General features: G+C 69.6%; 14 protein-coding genes. 5 read left to right on the top strand and 9 right to left on the bottom strand.

Features of this window, described 5'->3' with window-relative positions; translation table 11 throughout:
* Window positions 1-56: 56 nt before the first annotated feature.
* Together nrdH and HMPREF3159_RS11560 are read left to right on the top strand one after the other, a co-directional pair.
* Window positions 57-275, top strand: a complete 219-nt coding sequence (nrdH, locus tag HMPREF3159_RS11555) for a glutaredoxin-like protein NrdH (protein WP_070501145.1) — start codon at window positions 57-59, stop codon at window positions 273-275.
* Window positions 276-388: 113 nt separating this feature from the next.
* Complete coding sequence (locus HMPREF3159_RS11560; RefSeq protein WP_070501146.1) at window positions 389-820, top strand: single-stranded DNA-binding protein; 432 nt, start codon at window positions 389-391, stop codon at window positions 818-820.
* A gap of 52 nt (window positions 821-872) precedes the next feature.
* On the opposite strand, the gene HMPREF3159_RS17680 is transcribed toward HMPREF3159_RS11560, so the two are convergent.
* The 3 genes from HMPREF3159_RS17680 to HMPREF3159_RS17515 all read right to left on the bottom strand — a co-directional run bounded on the left by HMPREF3159_RS17680 (window position 873) and on the right by HMPREF3159_RS17515 (window position 2587).
* Entirely contained in the window at window positions 873-1346 is a 474-nt protein-coding gene (locus HMPREF3159_RS17680) for a hypothetical protein (RefSeq protein ID WP_210388870.1), read from the bottom strand.
* A complete protein-coding gene (locus tag HMPREF3159_RS11570) occupies window positions 1343-1906 on the bottom strand; it encodes an ATP synthase subunit B family protein (RefSeq protein ID WP_070501148.1) in 564 nt (187 codons plus the stop codon). The genes HMPREF3159_RS17680 and HMPREF3159_RS11570 overlap by 4 nt, the downstream gene beginning before the upstream one ends.
* Before the next feature lie 516 nt (window positions 1907-2422).
* Window positions 2423-2587, bottom strand: a complete 165-nt coding sequence (locus tag HMPREF3159_RS17515; protein WP_168165427.1) for a hypothetical protein — start codon at window positions 2585-2587, stop codon at window positions 2423-2425.
* A gap of 418 nt (window positions 2588-3005) precedes the next feature.
* Between HMPREF3159_RS17515 and mobF the strand changes: the two genes are divergently transcribed.
* The 3 genes from mobF to HMPREF3159_RS11585 all read left to right on the top strand — a co-directional run bounded on the left by mobF (window position 3006) and on the right by HMPREF3159_RS11585 (window position 10372).
* Window positions 3006-7451, top strand: coding sequence for a MobF family relaxase (mobF, locus tag HMPREF3159_RS11575; RefSeq protein ID WP_070501149.1), 4446 nt, complete (start codon window positions 3006-3008; stop codon window positions 7449-7451).
* Window positions 7448-8389 carry a hypothetical protein gene (locus HMPREF3159_RS11580; protein WP_070501150.1) on the top strand — a complete coding sequence of 314 codons (942 nt, stop codon included), beginning with the start codon at window positions 7448-7450 and terminating at the stop codon, window positions 8387-8389. The genes mobF and HMPREF3159_RS11580 overlap by 4 nt, the downstream gene beginning before the upstream one ends.
* A 255-nt stretch (window positions 8390-8644) precedes the next feature.
* A complete protein-coding gene (locus HMPREF3159_RS11585; protein ID WP_070501151.1) occupies window positions 8645-10372 on the top strand; it encodes a helix-turn-helix domain-containing protein in 1728 nt (575 codons plus the stop codon).
* Window positions 10373-10449: 77 nt separating this feature from the next.
* On the opposite strand, the gene HMPREF3159_RS11590 is transcribed toward HMPREF3159_RS11585, so the two are convergent.
* The 6 genes from HMPREF3159_RS11590 to HMPREF3159_RS17685 all read right to left on the bottom strand — a co-directional run.
* Complete coding sequence (locus HMPREF3159_RS11590) at window positions 10450-11094, bottom strand: hypothetical protein (protein WP_070501152.1); 645 nt, start codon at window positions 11092-11094, stop codon at window positions 10450-10452.
* Between the two features lie 10 nt (window positions 11095-11104).
* Complete coding sequence (locus HMPREF3159_RS11595) at window positions 11105-12913, bottom strand: type IV secretory system conjugative DNA transfer family protein (RefSeq protein ID WP_070501153.1); 1809 nt, start codon at window positions 12911-12913, stop codon at window positions 11105-11107.
* The gene (locus HMPREF3159_RS11600) at window positions 12913-13542 is read right to left on the bottom strand and encodes a hypothetical protein (protein ID WP_070501154.1); all 630 of its coding nucleotides are present in this window, start codon (window positions 13540-13542) and stop codon (window positions 12913-12915) included. The genes HMPREF3159_RS11595 and HMPREF3159_RS11600 overlap by 1 nt, the downstream gene beginning before the upstream one ends.
* The gene (locus HMPREF3159_RS11605; protein WP_070501155.1) at window positions 13539-15038 is read right to left on the bottom strand and encodes an ATP-binding protein; all 1500 of its coding nucleotides are present in this window, start codon (window positions 15036-15038) and stop codon (window positions 13539-13541) included. Before HMPREF3159_RS11605 ends, HMPREF3159_RS11600 begins: the two co-directional genes overlap by 4 nt.
* Window positions 15039-15105: 67 nt before the next feature.
* Window positions 15106-16677: an SCO6880 family protein gene (locus tag HMPREF3159_RS11610; protein ID WP_070501156.1), complete on the bottom strand. Its 1572-nt coding sequence runs from the start codon at window positions 16675-16677 to the stop codon at window positions 15106-15108.
* On the bottom strand, window positions 16677-16908 hold a 232-nt coding region (locus tag HMPREF3159_RS17685; protein ID WP_210388871.1), incomplete at its 5' end, for a hypothetical protein. The genes HMPREF3159_RS11610 and HMPREF3159_RS17685, both read right to left, overlap by 1 nt.

Here is a 16908-nt window from a genome sequence, read left to right on the forward strand (position 1 = left end):
GCGCATCCCCCGCTCCTTGTCAGCACCCCCCGAACAGCGGAACAGAGGAGCACACCATGAGCATCACCGTCTACACCAAGCCCCGCTGCGTCCAGTGCGACGCCACCAAGCGAGCTCTCAACAAGCTCGGCTTCGACTACGACCTCGTCGACCTCACCGAGGACGAGCTCGCCCTTGAGCAGGTCAAGGCTCTCGGGTACGCGCAGGCGCCGGTGGTCGTCACCAGCGAGGACCACTGGTCCGGCTACCGGCCCGACAAGATCAAGGCCCTCTAACTCCAAGGGCGGGAGGCAACCCCTCCCGCCCACACTCTTCCCACTGTCTGCACTACGTGCATTATATGCACTAGTCCGATAGGCTCACATCACCACCGACCAGGGAGGACAGCATGGACCGCTTCACCGCCTTCGAGGGGAACCTCACCGCAGATCCCGAGCTCAAGGAGTTCGAGGACGGGAACGCCTCCGTGCGCTTCCGCCTGATCAACAACCCCACCCGCACCGACCGCCGCACCGGCGAGGTCATCAAGGAGACGCCCGTCGGCCAGTCCTGCGTCGCCCGTGACCCGTTCGCACGCAGCATCGCCGCGAACGCCAAGAAGGGCACACGCCTCCTCGTCTGGGGGACGCTCAAGACCCGCGAGTACACCGACAAGGACGGCAACCGCCGCACCGCCGAGTACCTCGCGGTCGCGGCCGTCGGCGAGTCCTGGCGATTCCGCAAGTCCTCCCCCCAGGCCTCCGAGGCCCCCGCTCCCTCCAAGGAGAGCGCCCCGCCGTGGCCCGAGGCCACGCAGCCCGGCTCCGGCTACGCAGGCTGACCCCAGACCCAGAACGCCCCCGACCCGTGCTCCGGTCGGGGGCGTTCTGCTGTCACCACAGCGGGAGTTGATCTCGGTCGATCGGCCTAACACCATCCGCCACCACCCCCTCGATGTCGGCACCCTCGCGCGCTGCGTCTCGCAGCTCCCGCGCGCGGCCGCGGGCGCCGCGCACGTCGCGCAGCGGGCTCCCGAGCCGGTGTCGCCGGGCCGCCCACTCGCGGCGGTTCTCGCCGCTGGTGCTCGCTGAGAGGTGGGCCGGGTTCTGGCACAGCGGGTTGTCGCAGTCCCCGTGGGCGACGACGGGCGGCAGCTCGGCTCCCGGATGGGCGATCGTCCAAGCGAAGCGGTGGGCGATCACCACCAGGCCGTCGCGGATCCAGAACCGACCGTGGCCCCTTCCTGAGATCGCCCCGGTCCACAGCCAGCATCCACCCTCGATCCGGCGGACCTTCTCGAAGTACCGGTCCCGGATGGCTGGATCGGCCGCAGCCGCGACGACATCGAGCATGAGAGGGCCTCTCACCGACTCCACTCGGCGGTGGCGAGGTCGACAGTGGTCTCACCCTGCTCCTCTCCGCCCTGGTACAGCATGCCGTGCAGCTCGGTGCCGTCGGCGGAAGCCGGGGACAGCTGTCGGTGGACGTCCCCGTCCAGCTGGATCATCACACCCTCGCGGACGATCGCCGCTGCCTCGGCCTCGACCTCTTCGCCACTCAGCTTCTTCGCCGGCTTCTTCCCTTCCGTCCGCACCACGCTTCGCGTCTGGATCCCCAGCCTCTCCCCGACCTCCCGGCGGTTGATCCCGAGAGCGAGCATCTCTCGCTGCAGCTTCTCGGCGCGCCTGTGTGCCTCGGCCGCGTCTTGCTTCGCCTGTTCGCGAGCCTCGGCGATTCTCACCTCGGCTTGCTCGCGGATCTTGGCGACCTTCGCCTCGGTCGCGGCGTCGACGCCCTCGATCTCGAGCTGTGCCTCTTCGAACCGTTCCGCGATACGCAGCAGCTCCTGCTCGCGCTCGAGGAACCGATTCGCGCGCTCTCGCGCCCGCTCTCGGGCTTCGGCCGCCTTCGTGCTCTTCCGTGCCACTCCTGCTGTCTCCTTCACATCTTCCGAGTCATGTGCTGTGCGTGGTCCGTCGTTACCCGCGAGCGGCGGTCAGCTGGCGGCACGCGTCCACGGAGCGTCGCCTCCCATCGTCTTCCTCTCGCTCATCGGTCTCGGCTTAGGTCAACGCTCGGCCACCGACAAAGCACCTGTCCGGTGGTGGCTGGCGAGGGTTCTCGCGCTCGTAGAGGATCGCGCCGTCGACGCTCGTCCCGTACCGGCGCTGCGCGACCTCCCGCATCTCGTTCCTGATCGCCGCCCGGTTCCCTGGCGCGACTCCCGAGGCGCTCGCTGCGAGGCGCGCCTGCTCGAGATCGCCGGCGCTCGCGCGGTCCCACCATCGAGGGTCTCGAACTTGTGCGAGCGCCCTCTCAGCGCGGACGCGATCCGCTCGCTCCTGCACACTCTCGAGCTCCCGTCGGTGCGGAGCTTTGCCTGTCTTCGGGTTCAGGGTCCGACGAGCGCTGGTCTCGTCCTCTCTCAGATCACGAAGCGGGATCACGCGTTGGCGTGCCGCAGTGCTGCGAGACTCAGCGTGCGCTTCTGGTGATCGGTCAGGGTGCGGTCGAGCTCGGCGCACCGCCGCCGCTCCCTGGCGAAGGCGGTCAGCGTCGACCGCTCGTCTGGGATGTTCGGACTGTGTCTGCTGCCGGGCTGGCTCATCCACTGTGGGGGTGCTCATGAGGGCCTCCTGATCCGAGTGTACTTGCGTGCACCCTCGCGCGCGAGGCCTCGGACTCAACGGCGTCGCTCCCCTCTGTCGCTCCGCGCCGTCGGGCCGGGTGAGCTGCGCTGCTCCCCGTGGACTGCGGATGTCCCCTAACACCATCCCAGCCCACAGTCCACAGCGCAGCTCACTGCTCATCGCTGACCACACTACGTGTGGACAGCGAGCATGCACAGCATCTGCCGATGCTCTAGGACCTGATCGGCAGATCGAGCAAGCTCGATCCAGAGGACGCTTCGCGTCTCCCCAAGGTTCGCTACGCTCACGGCCGATCAGAACCACAGCAACGTCACACCTCTTGCATTATGAATGTCCTCGGTGTCGCTGACGCGGAGTGGGGGCTAGTATCAGCGCATGATGTCCGTGAGCAAGCTGTCCCATGGGGACGGCTATGCCTACTACTCGGCGATGACTGCCTCCGGCGATCAGCGCCGCCAGGACGGCCAGGACCTCACGGACTACTACCTCGACTCCGGCGCTCCCGAAGGCCAATGGATCGGCAAGGGCACCGCCGCCCTAGGCGTCTCCGGTGCGGTCTCGGAGCAGCAGATGACAGCCCTGTTCGGGGAGGGCCGGCACCCCAACGCCGATGCGATCGAGGCCTCGGTGATCGCCGGTGGCGGCTCGGCGAAGGAGGCCGAGCGGGCGTCCCGACTCGGTCGGCGGCCGTACAAGTACGACTCGTCGACGAGCGAGATCGGGCAGCGGATCCAGTCTGCCCGTGACGATCAAGAGACCCGGCTGGGCCGGGAGCTCTCCGTGGACGAGATCCGCCAGACGCGGATGCGCGTCGCCTCCGAGGTCTACGAGGAGCGCTTCTCCCACCGGCCGGTGGACGACAAGGAGCTCGCCACCTTCCTGTCCAAGGAGCTGTCCAAGGGGTCGAACTCCGTGGCCGGCTACGACCTGACCTTCTCGCCACCCAAGAGTGTCTCGGTCCTCTGGGGACTCGCCGACAAGGACACCGCCGAGGCCGTGGCTGCAGCTCATGAAGCTGCTATCGACGACGCCGTGGAGTACCTCGAGGAGCACGCCATCGGCACCCGCGCCGGCGCCGGCGGGGTCGCCCAGCTCGACGTCACCGGAATGATCGCCACCCGCTTCCGTCACCACGACTCCCGTGACGGCGATCCGCAGCTCCACGATCACGTCGTCGTTGCGAACAAGGTCTACGACCCGCAGAGCGACCGGTGGAGGACTCTCGACGGTGCCGCGCTGTACCGCTCGGCGGTCTCCGCCAGCGAGCACTACAACCAGCGCCTCGTCGCCCATCTGTCCGCGCGCGGATTCAGCTTCTCGCCCCGCTCCACCGGCCCGGGCAAGCGCCCCGTGATGGAGGTCGACGGCGTCGACCCGCGCCTCATGTCGCAGTCCGCGAAGCGCTCGGCCGCGATCCGAGCACGCACTCGCGAACTCGTCGCCTCCTACGTCCGTGAGCACGGACGAGAGCCCGACACGAAGCTCATGCACCAGCTGCGCCAGCAGGCAACGCTCGAGACCCGCACCCCCAAGGGCCCCCACCGGTCCCTGGCCGAGATGCGCGAGCAGTGGCGCACCGAGGCAGCAGAGATCGTCGGCAACACCGACGTGGAGAACATCGCCGACATCGCCCGCCAGGCCGCGGCAGGTTCCCGAGACAGGGCCATCGCCGTGCGCGACGGCCTGGACATCATCGGCGCCGGCGAGAACGTGATCGCCGAACTCTCCACCCGTCGCTCGACATGGGCAGAGCGCGACATCCGCGCCGAGGTCGACCGCTGGGCGGCACGGAACGACGGCTGGATGCTCAGCGGGTTCCAGCGCGAGGCGATCGCCCAGTACGCCCGCGACGTCGGCAGCGTCAACCTCACCCCCCGCTCCGAGGCCCCGGTCCTCGCGGACCTGACCCGTGCCGACGGCACGTCCATCTACGAGCCGCGCGACCGGAATATCTACACCTCCGCACGGATGATCGACGCCGAGTACACGCTGCTCGACGCCGCCCGCGAGGAGGCCATCCCGGCAGCCGCCCCCGCCACCTTCGACGAGATCCTCGCGCGCCAGGACGTCCCCCTCGACGACGGACAGATCGAGCTCGCACGAGCCTTCGCCTGCGGTGAGAACGTGCTCGCCGTCGGCATCGGTCCCGCTGGCGCCGGCAAGACCACCGCCATGAAGCTCGCCGTCGAGACGATCCAGGCCGGCGGCGGCCGCGTCGTCGGCCTGTCCGTCGCCGCCACCGCAGCCGCACAGCTCGAGGACGCCACGGGCGCGGAATCCACCACCCTCGCCCAGTGGTTGCACTGGCGCGGCCGCGCCCGCGAGGGCGACACCGTCCCCGAGCGCTTCGCGCTCCGCAGCGGCGACGTCGTCCTCGTCGACGAGGCCGGGATGGCTGGCACCCTGAACCTCGAGCAGCTCGTGAGCGACGCCCGGACCGTCGGTGCCCACGTCCGCCTCATCGGCGATGACCGTCAACTGCAGGCGGTCGAGTCCGGGGGCGCGCTGCGCATGATCGCCTCCGAGGTCGGCGCCGTCGAGCTCACCCAGCTGCACCGCTTCCGCCACACCGACGGGACCCGGAACGACGCCGAGGCAGAGGCGTCCCTCGCCCTCCGACAGGGCGACATCAGCTGGTACGAGTCCGCCGGCCGAGTCCACTCCGGCCGACACGAAGACCTCGTCGACCAGATCGTTCGCGCCTGGGACGCCGACGACGCCGCCGGACGCGAATCGCTCATGATGGCCGACACCAACGTGCGGGTCGCCGAGCTGAACGGTCTCGCCCAGGAACGCCGGATCGCACGCGGGCAGGTCGACCTCACCACCAGCACGGCCCTCCGCGACGGCCACGATGCTGGGACCGGGGACGTCGTCGTGACTCGCCGCGTGGACCGCACCCTCACCGTCAACGGCACCCGCGACTGCGTGAAGAACGGCGACGCCTGGACAGTGCAGCGCATCCACGCCGACGGCTCGATCACCGCCACCCGGCTCACGGACCAGCGCCCCGTCCACCTACCGGCCGAGTACGTGCGCGAGTCGACCGAGCTGGGCTACGCGAGCACCGTGCACCGCGCCCAAGGCCGCACCGTCGACGTCGCGCGAGCGTTGGCCACCACCGCCACCAGCCGCGAGGGCCTCTACGTGGCCATGACCCGCGGGCGCCACTCCAACGAGCTCTTCGTCGGCACCGACGACCAGCCCCGTGACGTGATCCTCTCGAGGATCACCCGCTCCGATCGGCGCGACGTCGCCGCCCGCGACGCGATGCTCACCGAGGCCGAGCGCGTGGACTCCCCCGCCGAGCTCGGCCGACAGCACCAGGACGTCACTAGCCGCGCCGACGAGCAGCGGTACAGCGTCCACCTCCGCGACTCGCTCGGCGCCGGCGCCGAGCGCGTGGTCACCTCCGACGCCCGCTCCGCCGTCGACGCCGCGCTGCGCAGCGCCGAGGACGCCGGCTACGACATCGACCGTCTCCTGCACCGGCACAGCGACGTCCTCGAGCCGGAGAAGGCAGAGGACCCCGGCAAGCTCCTCGCCTGGCGACTGCGCAACGACCTGCGCCGCGGGTCCGAGCAGGCGACCTCGGCCGAGCACCGGCCCCTGCGCGAGATGCCCCGCGAGCGGCTCGTCGAGCTCAGCGCCGAGTCGGCTGACCGTCGCGCGGCTGCGCGGGAGGCCGTCAACATCGCAGAGGCCCGCCACTCGCTCGACGCGAAGCCCATCGACCTCAAAGACCGGACGATCCCCGCCTGGACGGACCGAGCTCACGGCAGCCTCACCGCGGGAGAGCTCTCGGACATGGTCGCAGTGGCGCGCGTCGTCGCGTCCGAGGACCAGCACCAGCTGACCGACGCGCGCCGCGAGCTCCGCGAGCTGCAGCGCGAGTGGACCACGTACAGGCGCGCCGAGGTCAGCCTCCGAGATCCGCGCATGGAGATCACCGCGGCACGAATCCAACACGTCGAGGAGACCGTCTCCGCGCTGCGCGAGAAACTGCGCGCGGGGCACACCGACCTCACCGAACTGCGCCGCGAACAGGGCATGCGTCGGGCGATGCCCACGCGCAGCTGGGTCCTCGAGAACGTGCAGCGAGACGCTCAGAGGCGCCACGAGCACACCGACGCCGAGCACATCCACGCCCGCGCCGGCCACGTCCTGGACCTCGAGGAGGCTCACCGCGTCCTCGAGCGCGAATCGACGCTGGACCGGACGATCCGCGCCGAGCAGCGCCGACGCGAGGTCGAGCCCGATCGCCCCGTGCCGGCGCCGGCCGACGGGCTACCGCGCTGGCTCGCCCCCGACCGAGGGATGGACGACCCAGCGCTCTCCCCCGCATGGCGCGACCACCTCGCCCAGCGCCGACAGTTCCTCGCCGCCCGGCTGCGCGCGGACGGTCGCACGCTCGCGCTGCAGCGAGAGCCCTGGACCCGCGAGCTCGGCCCCACCCCCGCCGACGGCACGGCACAGCGCGCGCGGTGGGAAGAGACCGCCGGCCAGGTCAAGGCCTGGCGGCAGCTGCACGACTACGCCGTCGAGACCCGGGCCTTGCCGGAGCTTTCCGAGGTGGCGGCGCAGGACCGCGCGGACCTCGAGCAGCTCCGCTCCCGGCTCGCACCGCCTCCGGCCACTGCACCCGCGAGGACCCGGGATGTTCCCCTCCCCTCCCTCAAGGATCGGGTGGCCGCCCAGCGCGCGGCCGAGGGGGCCTCTAGGCTCTCCGACGGGCAGAAGCGCGCCGACGAGCAGATGCGACAGCGCCTCGCGCAGCAGGCGCGCGAGCGAGAGCAGGGGAAGGGACCGGTCCAGCGATGAGCGAGGTCGAGGACGGCATCGACGAGCATCTCCGGCGCGAGGAACTGCGCGCCCGCCACCGCGATAGCGGCCTGTGGGACGACACCCTCCTAGAGCGGTACACGACCCGGCAGGATCTCGTCGCGTTCGTCGACGAAACCCATCGCGCAACTGAGGGCGGTCAGGTCGGGTACTACGGCCTCAGCGCCGTGGTCTTCCACGCGGACGACCTGCCGGAGATCCGGCGCGACCTCGAGGAGATCGCCGGCGGCACGTTCTGGCACTCCAAGGAGGCCGTCAAGGACCAGCGGCTCCGCGGCCGAATCGGCGACATGAACGAGTACATCGCCGCGAAGACCGCGATGCCCGTGGTCGTCTTCGACGTCCGCGACCACGAGATCACCGAGGCGCAGGAGCGTGCCGTGCGAGATGTCTGCCTCCGAGGTGCGCTCAGAACACTCGACGAGCAGGGAATCACCGACGTCGTCCTGGACAACTTCCCGCAGGCCCAGCAGCGCAATGTCCGTCTCGACCAGGCGATCGTCCACGAGCTCCGCGAGAGGGGCGAGGTCAGCGAGCAGATGTGGATGCACCACGGGCGGATGAGCGAAGAGCACGCGCTGTGGAGCGCCGACACCGTGGCCTGGTCCGTGCAGCGCCACCACTTCGGGACGAAGGCGAGGGACTCCCAGCACATTGCCCCCCTCAGCGGGCGCCTGCAGGAGGTGCACGCGCTGACCGGGAAGAAGCGGGAACTACGGACGGCAGTGAGAGCCGACCTGGTGGGCCGTGCGGGGCAGCGAGAACGTCGCGCCCCCATCCACTCCCTCGCGCAACGCGTCCAGCAGCTCCGCGCCCAGGGCAGCTCACCGGTGCCCAGGCCCGCGGCGGCGCCGCGCCTGGACACGCCGAAGGCCCCTCCGGTCCAGGGGTCGGAGGGGCCTTCACGCTCCCTCTAGGGGAGAAGCTGGGCGGCACCGGGGTTCGGCGGGCTCATCCGTCCCGCACAACCCCCCCGGCCTCCTGGGTTCACCCACTTGCGTGAGCTCCAGGCAGTTGCCGCACCCCCAGTATAGCCGCCCGAGGCGGCTATACAAGGGCCAGGCGCGAGCGATCAGAGTCTGGCCACCCTCCTCTCCTGCTATATTATTGTCTCGCCAAGTCGTTATCGTTTAGTGTGTCACGGCGCCCACGGTCGACCACGAGGAGTCCTCATGCCCCGCATCACCCCGTACACCACCGAGGGTGCCGCGCAGCTCACCGGCCTCACCCGCGAACGCATCCGCCAGCTCGTCGACGAGGGCACCCTCCCGCGACATCCCCTCTCGACCGGCCGCGTGCTGCTCATCCGGGCGGCCGACGTCGAGCAGTTCGCGTTCGAGCGCGAGCGCGAGGCCCGGCGCAAGCAGCTCGACGAGCGCACGTTCACCACCCTCCCCCTGAGCCGCATTCCTGCTGCGGCCGCGCCGCGACCCCTGCTTCTCGAATCCGTCGAGCGGATGGAGGACTCCGGGCCCTACGTGCACGTGCGGATCTGGGGCGGCGAGGACGAGTACCGCATCGTCCTCCTCGGAGTCCCCGGCAACCAGGACGCAGACCTCCTCGATACCCGCACCCTGCACCGCACCCTGGCCACTCTGCAGGAGATCACCGCCGCCCGGGGGATCTCACTTGACTTCAACCGCACCGCCCTGGTCGAGCTCTACCGTGAACGCATCAGCACACTCCATGTCTGGGCCCTGCAGGGCACATGGGCGCACGGCATGCTCCCATTGCGTTCGGAGCACGATCTACGGGTCACCGAAGGGATCCAGGACCTGGTCTTCGGCGACCTCGAACGCGCACTGGGAAGCCAGCCCGTGCTCTACCACCGCGACGCCTACACGCTCGCCACCATCGAGGAGTACCACCGCACGAACACGCAGGTCCGCTACCCGTACGACGGAGAGCGGATCGGGGAGACCGCATCGCACTGGCGCGCCGTGCGTCCCCTCGAGGGCATCGCTGCGGACGCCGTCCGGGCGATGGTCTACCGAGAGGGTATGAAGGTTCTCGAGCGCGGCCAGCACCTCGCTCCCGAGTCCCGTGAGCGCGACGGGTTCCGGGAGGCCGACTGGGGTCTCTACCCCTGGCCTCCGCAAGGCTCCCGAGTCACCGCAGCGCCCATCCCCACCGACTTCGCGCAGTGGCTCGAGCAGGAGAATGCAGCGCCTGCCTTCGACCCAACCGACCACGAGGTGGCCCGAACCATGAAGGGTGCACTAGCCGAGCTCGCCGACGAACACGATGCGCATCACCCCGCCGCTCTTCCCGGAGTGTTGCCCGCGGCCCTCTGGTCGATGGGACAGCTCCACAGGGAGCTGTTGAAGTGGAACCCCGACCCGCTCGAAGGCGTTCCGGGATACCCGCGCCACCACGCACGCCACTACGGCACGTCCGTGGGAGATCCCGTTGCCGAGGCGTACTTCGCATCCCTAGACCTCACGGCCGAGCTGCACGACTACGAGCGCAACCACCTGCTGGCTCGCGCCTCCTCAGGCGTCACCGACACTGAGTTCTCCCGGGACCGGCTCGGCAACCCCGTCCTGCGCGGGACCACGTCGTACGGGAACCCGGAGTTCGTGGTCCGGGAATCGACGATTCCCGCACGCCTGGATGCGGAGACGCGCCTGCGTGCCGGAACGATGCTCTCCGGAGACACGCCACTGTTCATCTGCACCCCGGACGGTGACCCCCTCGGGCCTCTGCCCGACCCGTTCCGCTCTCCCGGCTTCGCCTTCGGATACGGAGGCTCGGGCCCCGGCAACGCGCTGCGAGCCGTCCGCCATGCACTGACCACCTCTCAACTGCCGCTGAGGAACGACGTGGACGAGCAGCTCCTGCGCGCGATCGACGGCGCCGTGCGGGAGACCGACATCCATGTCGCCGACCTGATCGCCTGACCTCCACCGATCCCGGACATGCCGGAGGCCCCTCCGGCATGGACCGGACGGGCCTCCGCGCTCAGCCTGGGGTCGCGTTAGCCTCGCCACCACTCGCTGTCATCCTCGAGATCCCCTGCACCCTCCTGGGCTGGCAGGGCAACAACCTCCGGGCCCTCCGGCTCCACGGATGGGGCCGGGCTCGCATCGGCCACCTCATCCTCCCCGACCAGCCCTTCCGGGAACCGGTCACGGTCAGTCGCGGCGTGCTCGTCGTCAGCCTTGTGACCGTTCGAGCACTTGAACAGCTTGGTGTCCTCGAGGCGCTGGAAGAACGGGAACAGGTGGTAGTCGTGGAACGCCGCCATCGCGTTGCCCTGCTCCTTGCTCTGCTCATCGGAGAGCACCGACGCACGCCACGCGGAGCGGAGCCCCGCCAGGACGTGCACCAGCCCCGGGTGGGCCGGCCAGCACTCCTGCACGCGGCGCGCGTGGGGCATGGAGTAGTTCGCGTTGAGCCAGTCCACCCAGTCCGCGAGCTCGTTCCAGGCCTGCACGCTCTGGTGCCGCGCGATCCAGTCCCGCGGGACGGGCGGCTCCTTCTCCTTCGCCTCGAGCCGCTCGAGGCGCACCTCGTGATCAGCGACCGCCTCGCCGAGCTCGTTGAGGTAGTGCTGCTCGATCTCCGTGAGGTAGGTGAAGTCGGTGTCGCCGGGGGCCGGCGTCGCATCCTCGGTCATCATCGTCTCCTCCTCATGCCGCAGCGCTGCTTCGTCCCGCAGCGACGCGGGACTTCGCGGTGCGCTGGGCGGACTTCTTGAGCTCGTCGCCGTCGGGCAGCTGCGTCCAGCCAGGCAAGCTGACCACGACGGCGGGAACGACTCCGGTCAGGAGCATCCCCTCCCCTACCTCGAGCCGCCCGATCTCCTCAGGACGCAGGATCCGCTTCTCCTGATCACTCACCGTCTGATTGCCCCGGGACATGCCGTGGTCACGGACCTGCGTGGAGAGCCCCTTCACCTCGACCATGCCGGTCAGCTTGGAGAGATCCTCGAGCTGCTCCGCATCCTTGATCCCCCCGAGGATCAGCTGCGCGAACGAGTTATCCACGATCATCTGGGAGCCTTCGGGACCCCAGGTCTTCCTGGTCTGCGCACGTCCCTGCAGGCCGTAGATGATCTGGACCCCGTAGCCGCGCAGATCCGAGAGCATCTTGGGGAAATCCGGGAGCGGGCAGATGTTCGCGACCTCATCGAGCACCGCGCGCAGCGGAGGGCTCAGCCGGCCCGACTCCGTGCGCCGGGCCGCCGTCTTGGCCGCCTGGAACACCGAGTCCACCAGCACCGCGACCAGCGTGGTCACGTCGGTGGGGTCGTTGTCGTCCGCGATGATCGCCAGCGTGTCGGTGGACCGCACGAACTCGTCGGGATCGAAGGTGGGGATCTGCTCGTCCTCGACGAACTGCTGGTTGATCTTCTGCAGCGAGAGAGCGTCGAGAGCGTCGTCGAGCGTCTGGCGGATCGAAGAGACGGTGTCCGAGGCGCCGGTGACTGCCGAACGCAGGCGGCGTGCGAGCAACGGGTCGGCGCCCGGGTGCTTGTCGAGGATCTTCAGCGCGGTGTCGTCGGTCTCGAGCTCAGCCGCCCACTTCAGCACGTCGGCGATCGAGTGGCCGCCCAGCGCGGCCGCGTGCAGGTACGACTGCAGCACCGTCCGGGCACGCCCGAGGAAGAACTCAGAGTTGGAGTCACCACCGCCAGCAGTGTGGGAGTCCTTCTTGCCTCCCTTGACCAGCTGTCCCGCGCGAGCTCGAGCCACGACCGTGTCCTCGCAGCCGCGCAGGATGTTCCATCGCATCGCCTCGGGCCAGGACACGAGGTTCAGCAGGTCGAACACCCACACCTTGCCCTTCTTCGCACGAGGTTCCGCGATCACATCCAGCAGATCCGCCTTCGTCGACGTCACCACGAGCGCACCGGGCGCGTTCAGCGCCGCCCGGCTCAGGACGCGAAACGTCTTGCCGCCCCCGGTCGGCGCAACGACCCCGAGATGCTGCTCCTGGCCGAGATGCGCCTCGACGGCACCGCGCGCGAACGCCGCGGTGCCCACGCAGAACGTCCGCTCCTTCGCGGGGACCCGCGAGTCGGCGGGCCACAGCCGGCCGTCACGATCCTCGGAGAGGATCGCATCGCGGCCGAGCACCTTCTTCACGTCAGCCTTCGTGGCCATGCCCTTGCCCGGTGCGCGCAGCCGCCACTTCGTCAGCAGTGCCGAGACGGCCACGATCACGACGGCGATCAGCGCGAGGAGAAGGCCCAGGAGCACGTAGGTCCAGGTGCCGCCGCCGGGGACCTCTGCCAGGCCCTGCCCACGGACCACGCCCACGAGCCCGGTCATGCTCACCTCGAAGTCGCCCCACTCCGCGGGCGTGGACAGCACCACTGCGGTGTGCCACACCCCCAGCAGGCCGGCGACGAGGATCAGCAGGAACGCCCACCAGTAGTCGGCGACCAGCAGCAAGAGCGTCGAGGGAGTCTTGTCGTAGCGACCTCGCTGAGCCATCAGGAATCTCCCTCGGTTGTGGCATCCATCGGGGGCGGGAACGTCCACGCCCGGGCGAGCACGCCCTCGAGCGGTCGCACCGCCAGCAGCGTCCGGTGCTCGCGGTGTTCCCCCGCCCGCGCCCAGACGATCCGGAACGGCACCTGGTCATCGTGGTAGGCAGGCGCCACTTCCCGCTCAATCACGGGGCCTGGGCGGTCGGGGTCGGTGACCGCCGACCCGCGCAGGTACCCGCGTGTCCAGTGCGCAAGGAAGCCGGCGAGGTTCCGGGGGTTCTCCGTTCGGCGCGAGGCCGTGAGGATGTCCGAGGCGGCATGCGCGACGTACCGAATCGGCAGCGACGCCAGGACGGCCGGTGGCCGCAGAGGCGCTGCGACCTCCCCCAGAGACCCCTCGAGCAGCACACCGGCACTCAGGCGGTCCTGCAGCTCGTCGCGCTCACGCAGGTCCAGTGAGCGCGTCGCCTCGTCCCGGAGCTGCTCCCACACGTCCAGGCGCAGCATCACCCCATCCAGGCGGCCGCGCCGCGCGATGTACAGCGGGGTGCGACCCGACTCGGAGGTCGGATCAAGGTAAGTCGAGGTGACCGTCGGGATTCGGGTCGAGGACACAACTTCGGCGGCGCTCATGCGACATCACTCCCCGCACCCGCCAGGGCGAGATCCTCGGCGTCGTCCTGCGCACCGGCCGTGAAGTCGTCACCCTGCAGCCCGACGCGCGCCTGCGACAGCAGCGCACCATCGGTGTCAGCCAGCTGCGCCTCAATGCTCGAGCGCGACGCGCGCATGAGCACGGCGGGCTTGTTGCCGATCTTGAGCAGGCAGCAGCCCTGCTCGAGGTTCATCAGCAGGTCGATCGACGACGGGGGCATGCCGAACAGTCGTTGGCACGCCTCGGCGTCCTCTCGGCGTGCCTGGCGGAACATCGCGATGGTGCCGGCCTCCTTGATCGTGGCGATGGCCGGCGAGTTCGCCGGCACATCGGAGAGATGCTGGTAGTTGGTCACGGTCGACAGGGCGAGTCCGCGAGACTTCTTCGTGTTCTGCTGGGACACCTTGGCGAAGGACCCGTCCACCAGGTGCCAACCCTCCTCGATCACGAAGAACGTCGGGACCGCCGACTTCTGCCGCAGGAGGGTGGCCCGCAGCCACGTGTTGATGATCGCCATGACCACCGGCACCGCCGGGCCGCTATCCGGCAGCGCCGAGATATCGAAGACCGTCAGCCCCGCGTGGACACGGATCTCCTCACTGGTCTCCCCGTCGATCAGCCCGGCGAGCTCGCCTTCGATGCACTCCTCGAGCGCGAACCCGACGCGACGACCCCAGGTTGCGTAGTCGTCGACTCCGTAGCGTCCCAGCTGCGCCTCGACGATCTCCTCGTCCGGCTCCAGGAGGTACCTGGTGACGTCGTGGATCGTCGCGACCGCGCCGCGCTCCCGCGCCCGCGTGACCGCGGCGTCCCGCGCGACCCGCAGGGCCTTGCGCTCGTCCGCGCTGAGGACCTCGCCGATCACCTCTTCGAGGATCGCCTTGAGCAGGTCGGTGTGGTTCGCCGTGAGTCGGTCGGATCCCGTGATCACGGGATCCAGCGGGTTGATCCTCAGCCCGCCCTCTTCGCCGGTGAAGCGGATGGGCTCCACGCCGAGGGCGCGGGCCAGTGAGGCGTACTCGCCCTCGTGCTCGGAGTCTTCATCTCCGGCCGACTGCATCTTCTTGTCCACGATCACGACGCGTCGTCCCAGCATGAGGTTGCGCATCGTGGCCCAGGTCTTGGAGAACGAGGACTTGCCGTAGCCGACATCGCCGATCGAGACGCAGTTCGGAGAGCCGATGACCTTGGACCGGTAGCCCTCGATCGGATCGTGGAAGACCGGCCAGCCGGTGATCAGGTCGTCTCCGGCGTAGAGGCCGAACGATGATGTCGGCGCCCCGGCCACTGCGAGATGCAGCGCCGAGGTCTGCGACGTCGTCGACCGCAGCATGGTGACCTGCTGGTCATAGGCTCCCAGGAAGTCGAGCCACCCCTTCCGGCGAGCCTCCTGCAGCCACGGCTCGGGAAGCTTCGTCTCTGCAGAGGAGGGCGGGGTGCCGCCCTTTCGCTTCTTCCGCTGCTTCACCTTCATCGGTGCTCTCCTCGTCTATGCCGCTCGCAAGTGGCGGCGGGGGCCTGTGGGCTTGCTGCGCTGACGATCACGTCGGCAACCACTTCTTCTTACGCCGCCGCACTCCGGTAGCCAACGGCAGCGTCAGCGGCATCGCCAGGTGGTGCGCGTGGTCCTGCCAGTCGAGGTTCGAGATGTGCGACTCGGCAGCGGCCTCCTCGATCGCGTTGACCGCCCGCTCGAGCTCCTCGAGATCGGGAGCCTGGATCGTCACGGCCAGCGCCCACTCCGCCCCGTGGACGCCCGATCCCGGCTGCAGGTCCTGCAGTCGGCGCTGCGACGCTGTCAGCTGGGCCTCGCTCGTCCCGTCCGAGACCTCCTTGGCCTTCTGCTGCACCGCCGAACGGTCCATCGTCAGGTCATCCCGCGCCTCGGCCCGGGCGGTCGTCGCCGGCACCACCGTCACGTGGGTACTCACGGTGCGTACCACTGCCGGGTTCACGCCCGTCAGGAGAGGCACCAGCATGTCGACCGGCAGCTCTCCCGCCGCGAACCCGTCGCGCGGCACCACGGCCGTGCGGGTGTACCACCGCTTCTGGCTCCCCTCGATCACCAAGTCCCGGGAGGACTCCGAGCCGATCCACGGCAGCCACATCGAGAACCGGTCAGCGCCCTCGAGGCGATCCAACGGCTGATCGGGATCCTGCAGGCTGCGCGTCACCGCGGCGAGCCGTCGCTCGTCGAGCTCCCGGAACGAGAACCCGTTGGCTCGGCCAGCGGAGATGATCCGGCGCAGCTCGGTGGCCAGGACCACGGCCGTGCGGGCATCGGCCCGCTCCCGGTCACTGGCCTCGGCCATGTCGTCCGGGAGGACCACGCGATCGGCCGCCGCGTAGAACTCGCGACTCGCCGGCACACCGATCGCCAGCCAGGTACGGTTCTGCTCCTGCTCGCTGATCACTCCGTCCACGAGCTCGGCGTACGAACGCACGAGGATCTCCGGTGCGTTGTCCGGCAGCGCATCGATGAGCCACTGCACGTGATCGGCCGGGTCGAACGGCACGATCCGCGCCACCGGCTGCAGATGCCTCGCCAGCGAACCCTGACGCGCCATCACGGCCTGGAACTTCGCCCACCCCGCGTGGTTCCGCAGCCCCTCAAGCCCGTCGACCACACCAGACTGCTGTGCCCGGAACTCGAGCACCATCGTGAACTGGGTCTGGTCGTGGATCCGCTGACGAAGCACAGCCACACGTCCAGGATGCTCCGCCCCCGGCCACAGCTCGATCTCGAACCCACGCAACGTCCCGACGGCAGCCGGCAGGTGAGGGACATTCCCCTCAGCGGCCTCGGCCGCCTCTCCCCCGACCGTGTCCAGCGTCTTCATCCGGCGGTTCCAGCGCCGACGCAGGGGAATCGCGAGCATCCCGACCACGGACTTGTGGCCGAAGCTCGGCCTCGGTGACCACACGAACACGGTCGTGGCCAGCAGAACAGCGCCCAGCAGGACGGTCCACGACCAGCGCATCACCATCAGCTGAGCGACCACCAGCACGGCCAGGGTCGACCACATACCGATCCGCTCGAGGCGGTTGCGGCTGCTGCCGAAGATCGAGCGGCCCTGCAGCTCGCCACCGAGCTGCACATGCGTCACGGCCATCACTCGCTCCACTTCCGTCGATCATGCAACGAGCTCTGCTGCTCTTCCTGCGACGGGCCCTGCGAAGGCGGTGCCGCGCTCTCCGCGGCCGTCTTCGCGGTCGCGGCAGCGGTCTGCGTGCCCCTGGCGGCCATGGCCGCCAGGATCAGTGCGCCGCCCGTGGCCGCACCGCCCGCAGCCACACCGGCCTTGCCCGCGGCACCGGCAGCACCTGCCTTGCCGGCACCCGCC

This window comes from Brachybacterium sp. HMSC06H03 (assembly GCF_001807385.1).
Lineage (GTDB): Bacteria > Actinomycetota > Actinomycetes > Actinomycetales > Dermabacteraceae > Brachybacterium > Brachybacterium conglomeratum.

Excerpts from the sequence above, each read along its gene's own strand:
- nrdH (WP_070501145.1), top strand. The coding sequence starts at position 57 with ATGAGCATCACCGTCTACACCAAGCCCCGCTGCGTCCAGTGCGACGCC.
- HMPREF3159_RS11560 (WP_070501146.1), top strand. The coding sequence starts at position 389 with ATGGACCGCTTCACCGCCTTCGAGGGGAACCTCACCGCAGATCCCGAG.
- HMPREF3159_RS17515 (WP_168165427.1), bottom strand. The coding sequence starts at position 2,587 with ATGAGCCAGCCCGGCAGCAGACACAGTCCGAACATCCCAGACGAGCGG.
- mobF (WP_070501149.1), top strand. The coding sequence starts at position 3,006 with ATGATGTCCGTGAGCAAGCTGTCCCATGGGGACGGCTATGCCTACTAC.
- HMPREF3159_RS11580 (WP_070501150.1), top strand. The coding sequence starts at position 7,448 with ATGAGCGAGGTCGAGGACGGCATCGACGAGCATCTCCGGCGCGAGGAA.
- HMPREF3159_RS11585 (WP_070501151.1), top strand. The coding sequence starts at position 8,645 with ATGCCCCGCATCACCCCGTACACCACCGAGGGTGCCGCGCAGCTCACC.
- HMPREF3159_RS11590 (WP_070501152.1), bottom strand. The coding sequence starts at position 11,094 with ATGATGACCGAGGATGCGACGCCGGCCCCCGGCGACACCGACTTCACC.
- HMPREF3159_RS11595 (WP_070501153.1), bottom strand. The coding sequence starts at position 12,913 with ATGGCTCAGCGAGGTCGCTACGACAAGACTCCCTCGACGCTCTTGCTG.
- HMPREF3159_RS11600 (WP_070501154.1), bottom strand. The coding sequence starts at position 13,542 with ATGAGCGCCGCCGAAGTTGTGTCCTCGACCCGAATCCCGACGGTCACC.
- HMPREF3159_RS11605 (WP_070501155.1), bottom strand. The coding sequence starts at position 15,038 with ATGAAGGTGAAGCAGCGGAAGAAGCGAAAGGGCGGCACCCCGCCCTCC.
- HMPREF3159_RS11610 (WP_070501156.1), bottom strand. The coding sequence starts at position 16,677 with ATGGCCGTGACGCATGTGCAGCTCGGTGGCGAGCTGCAGGGCCGCTCG.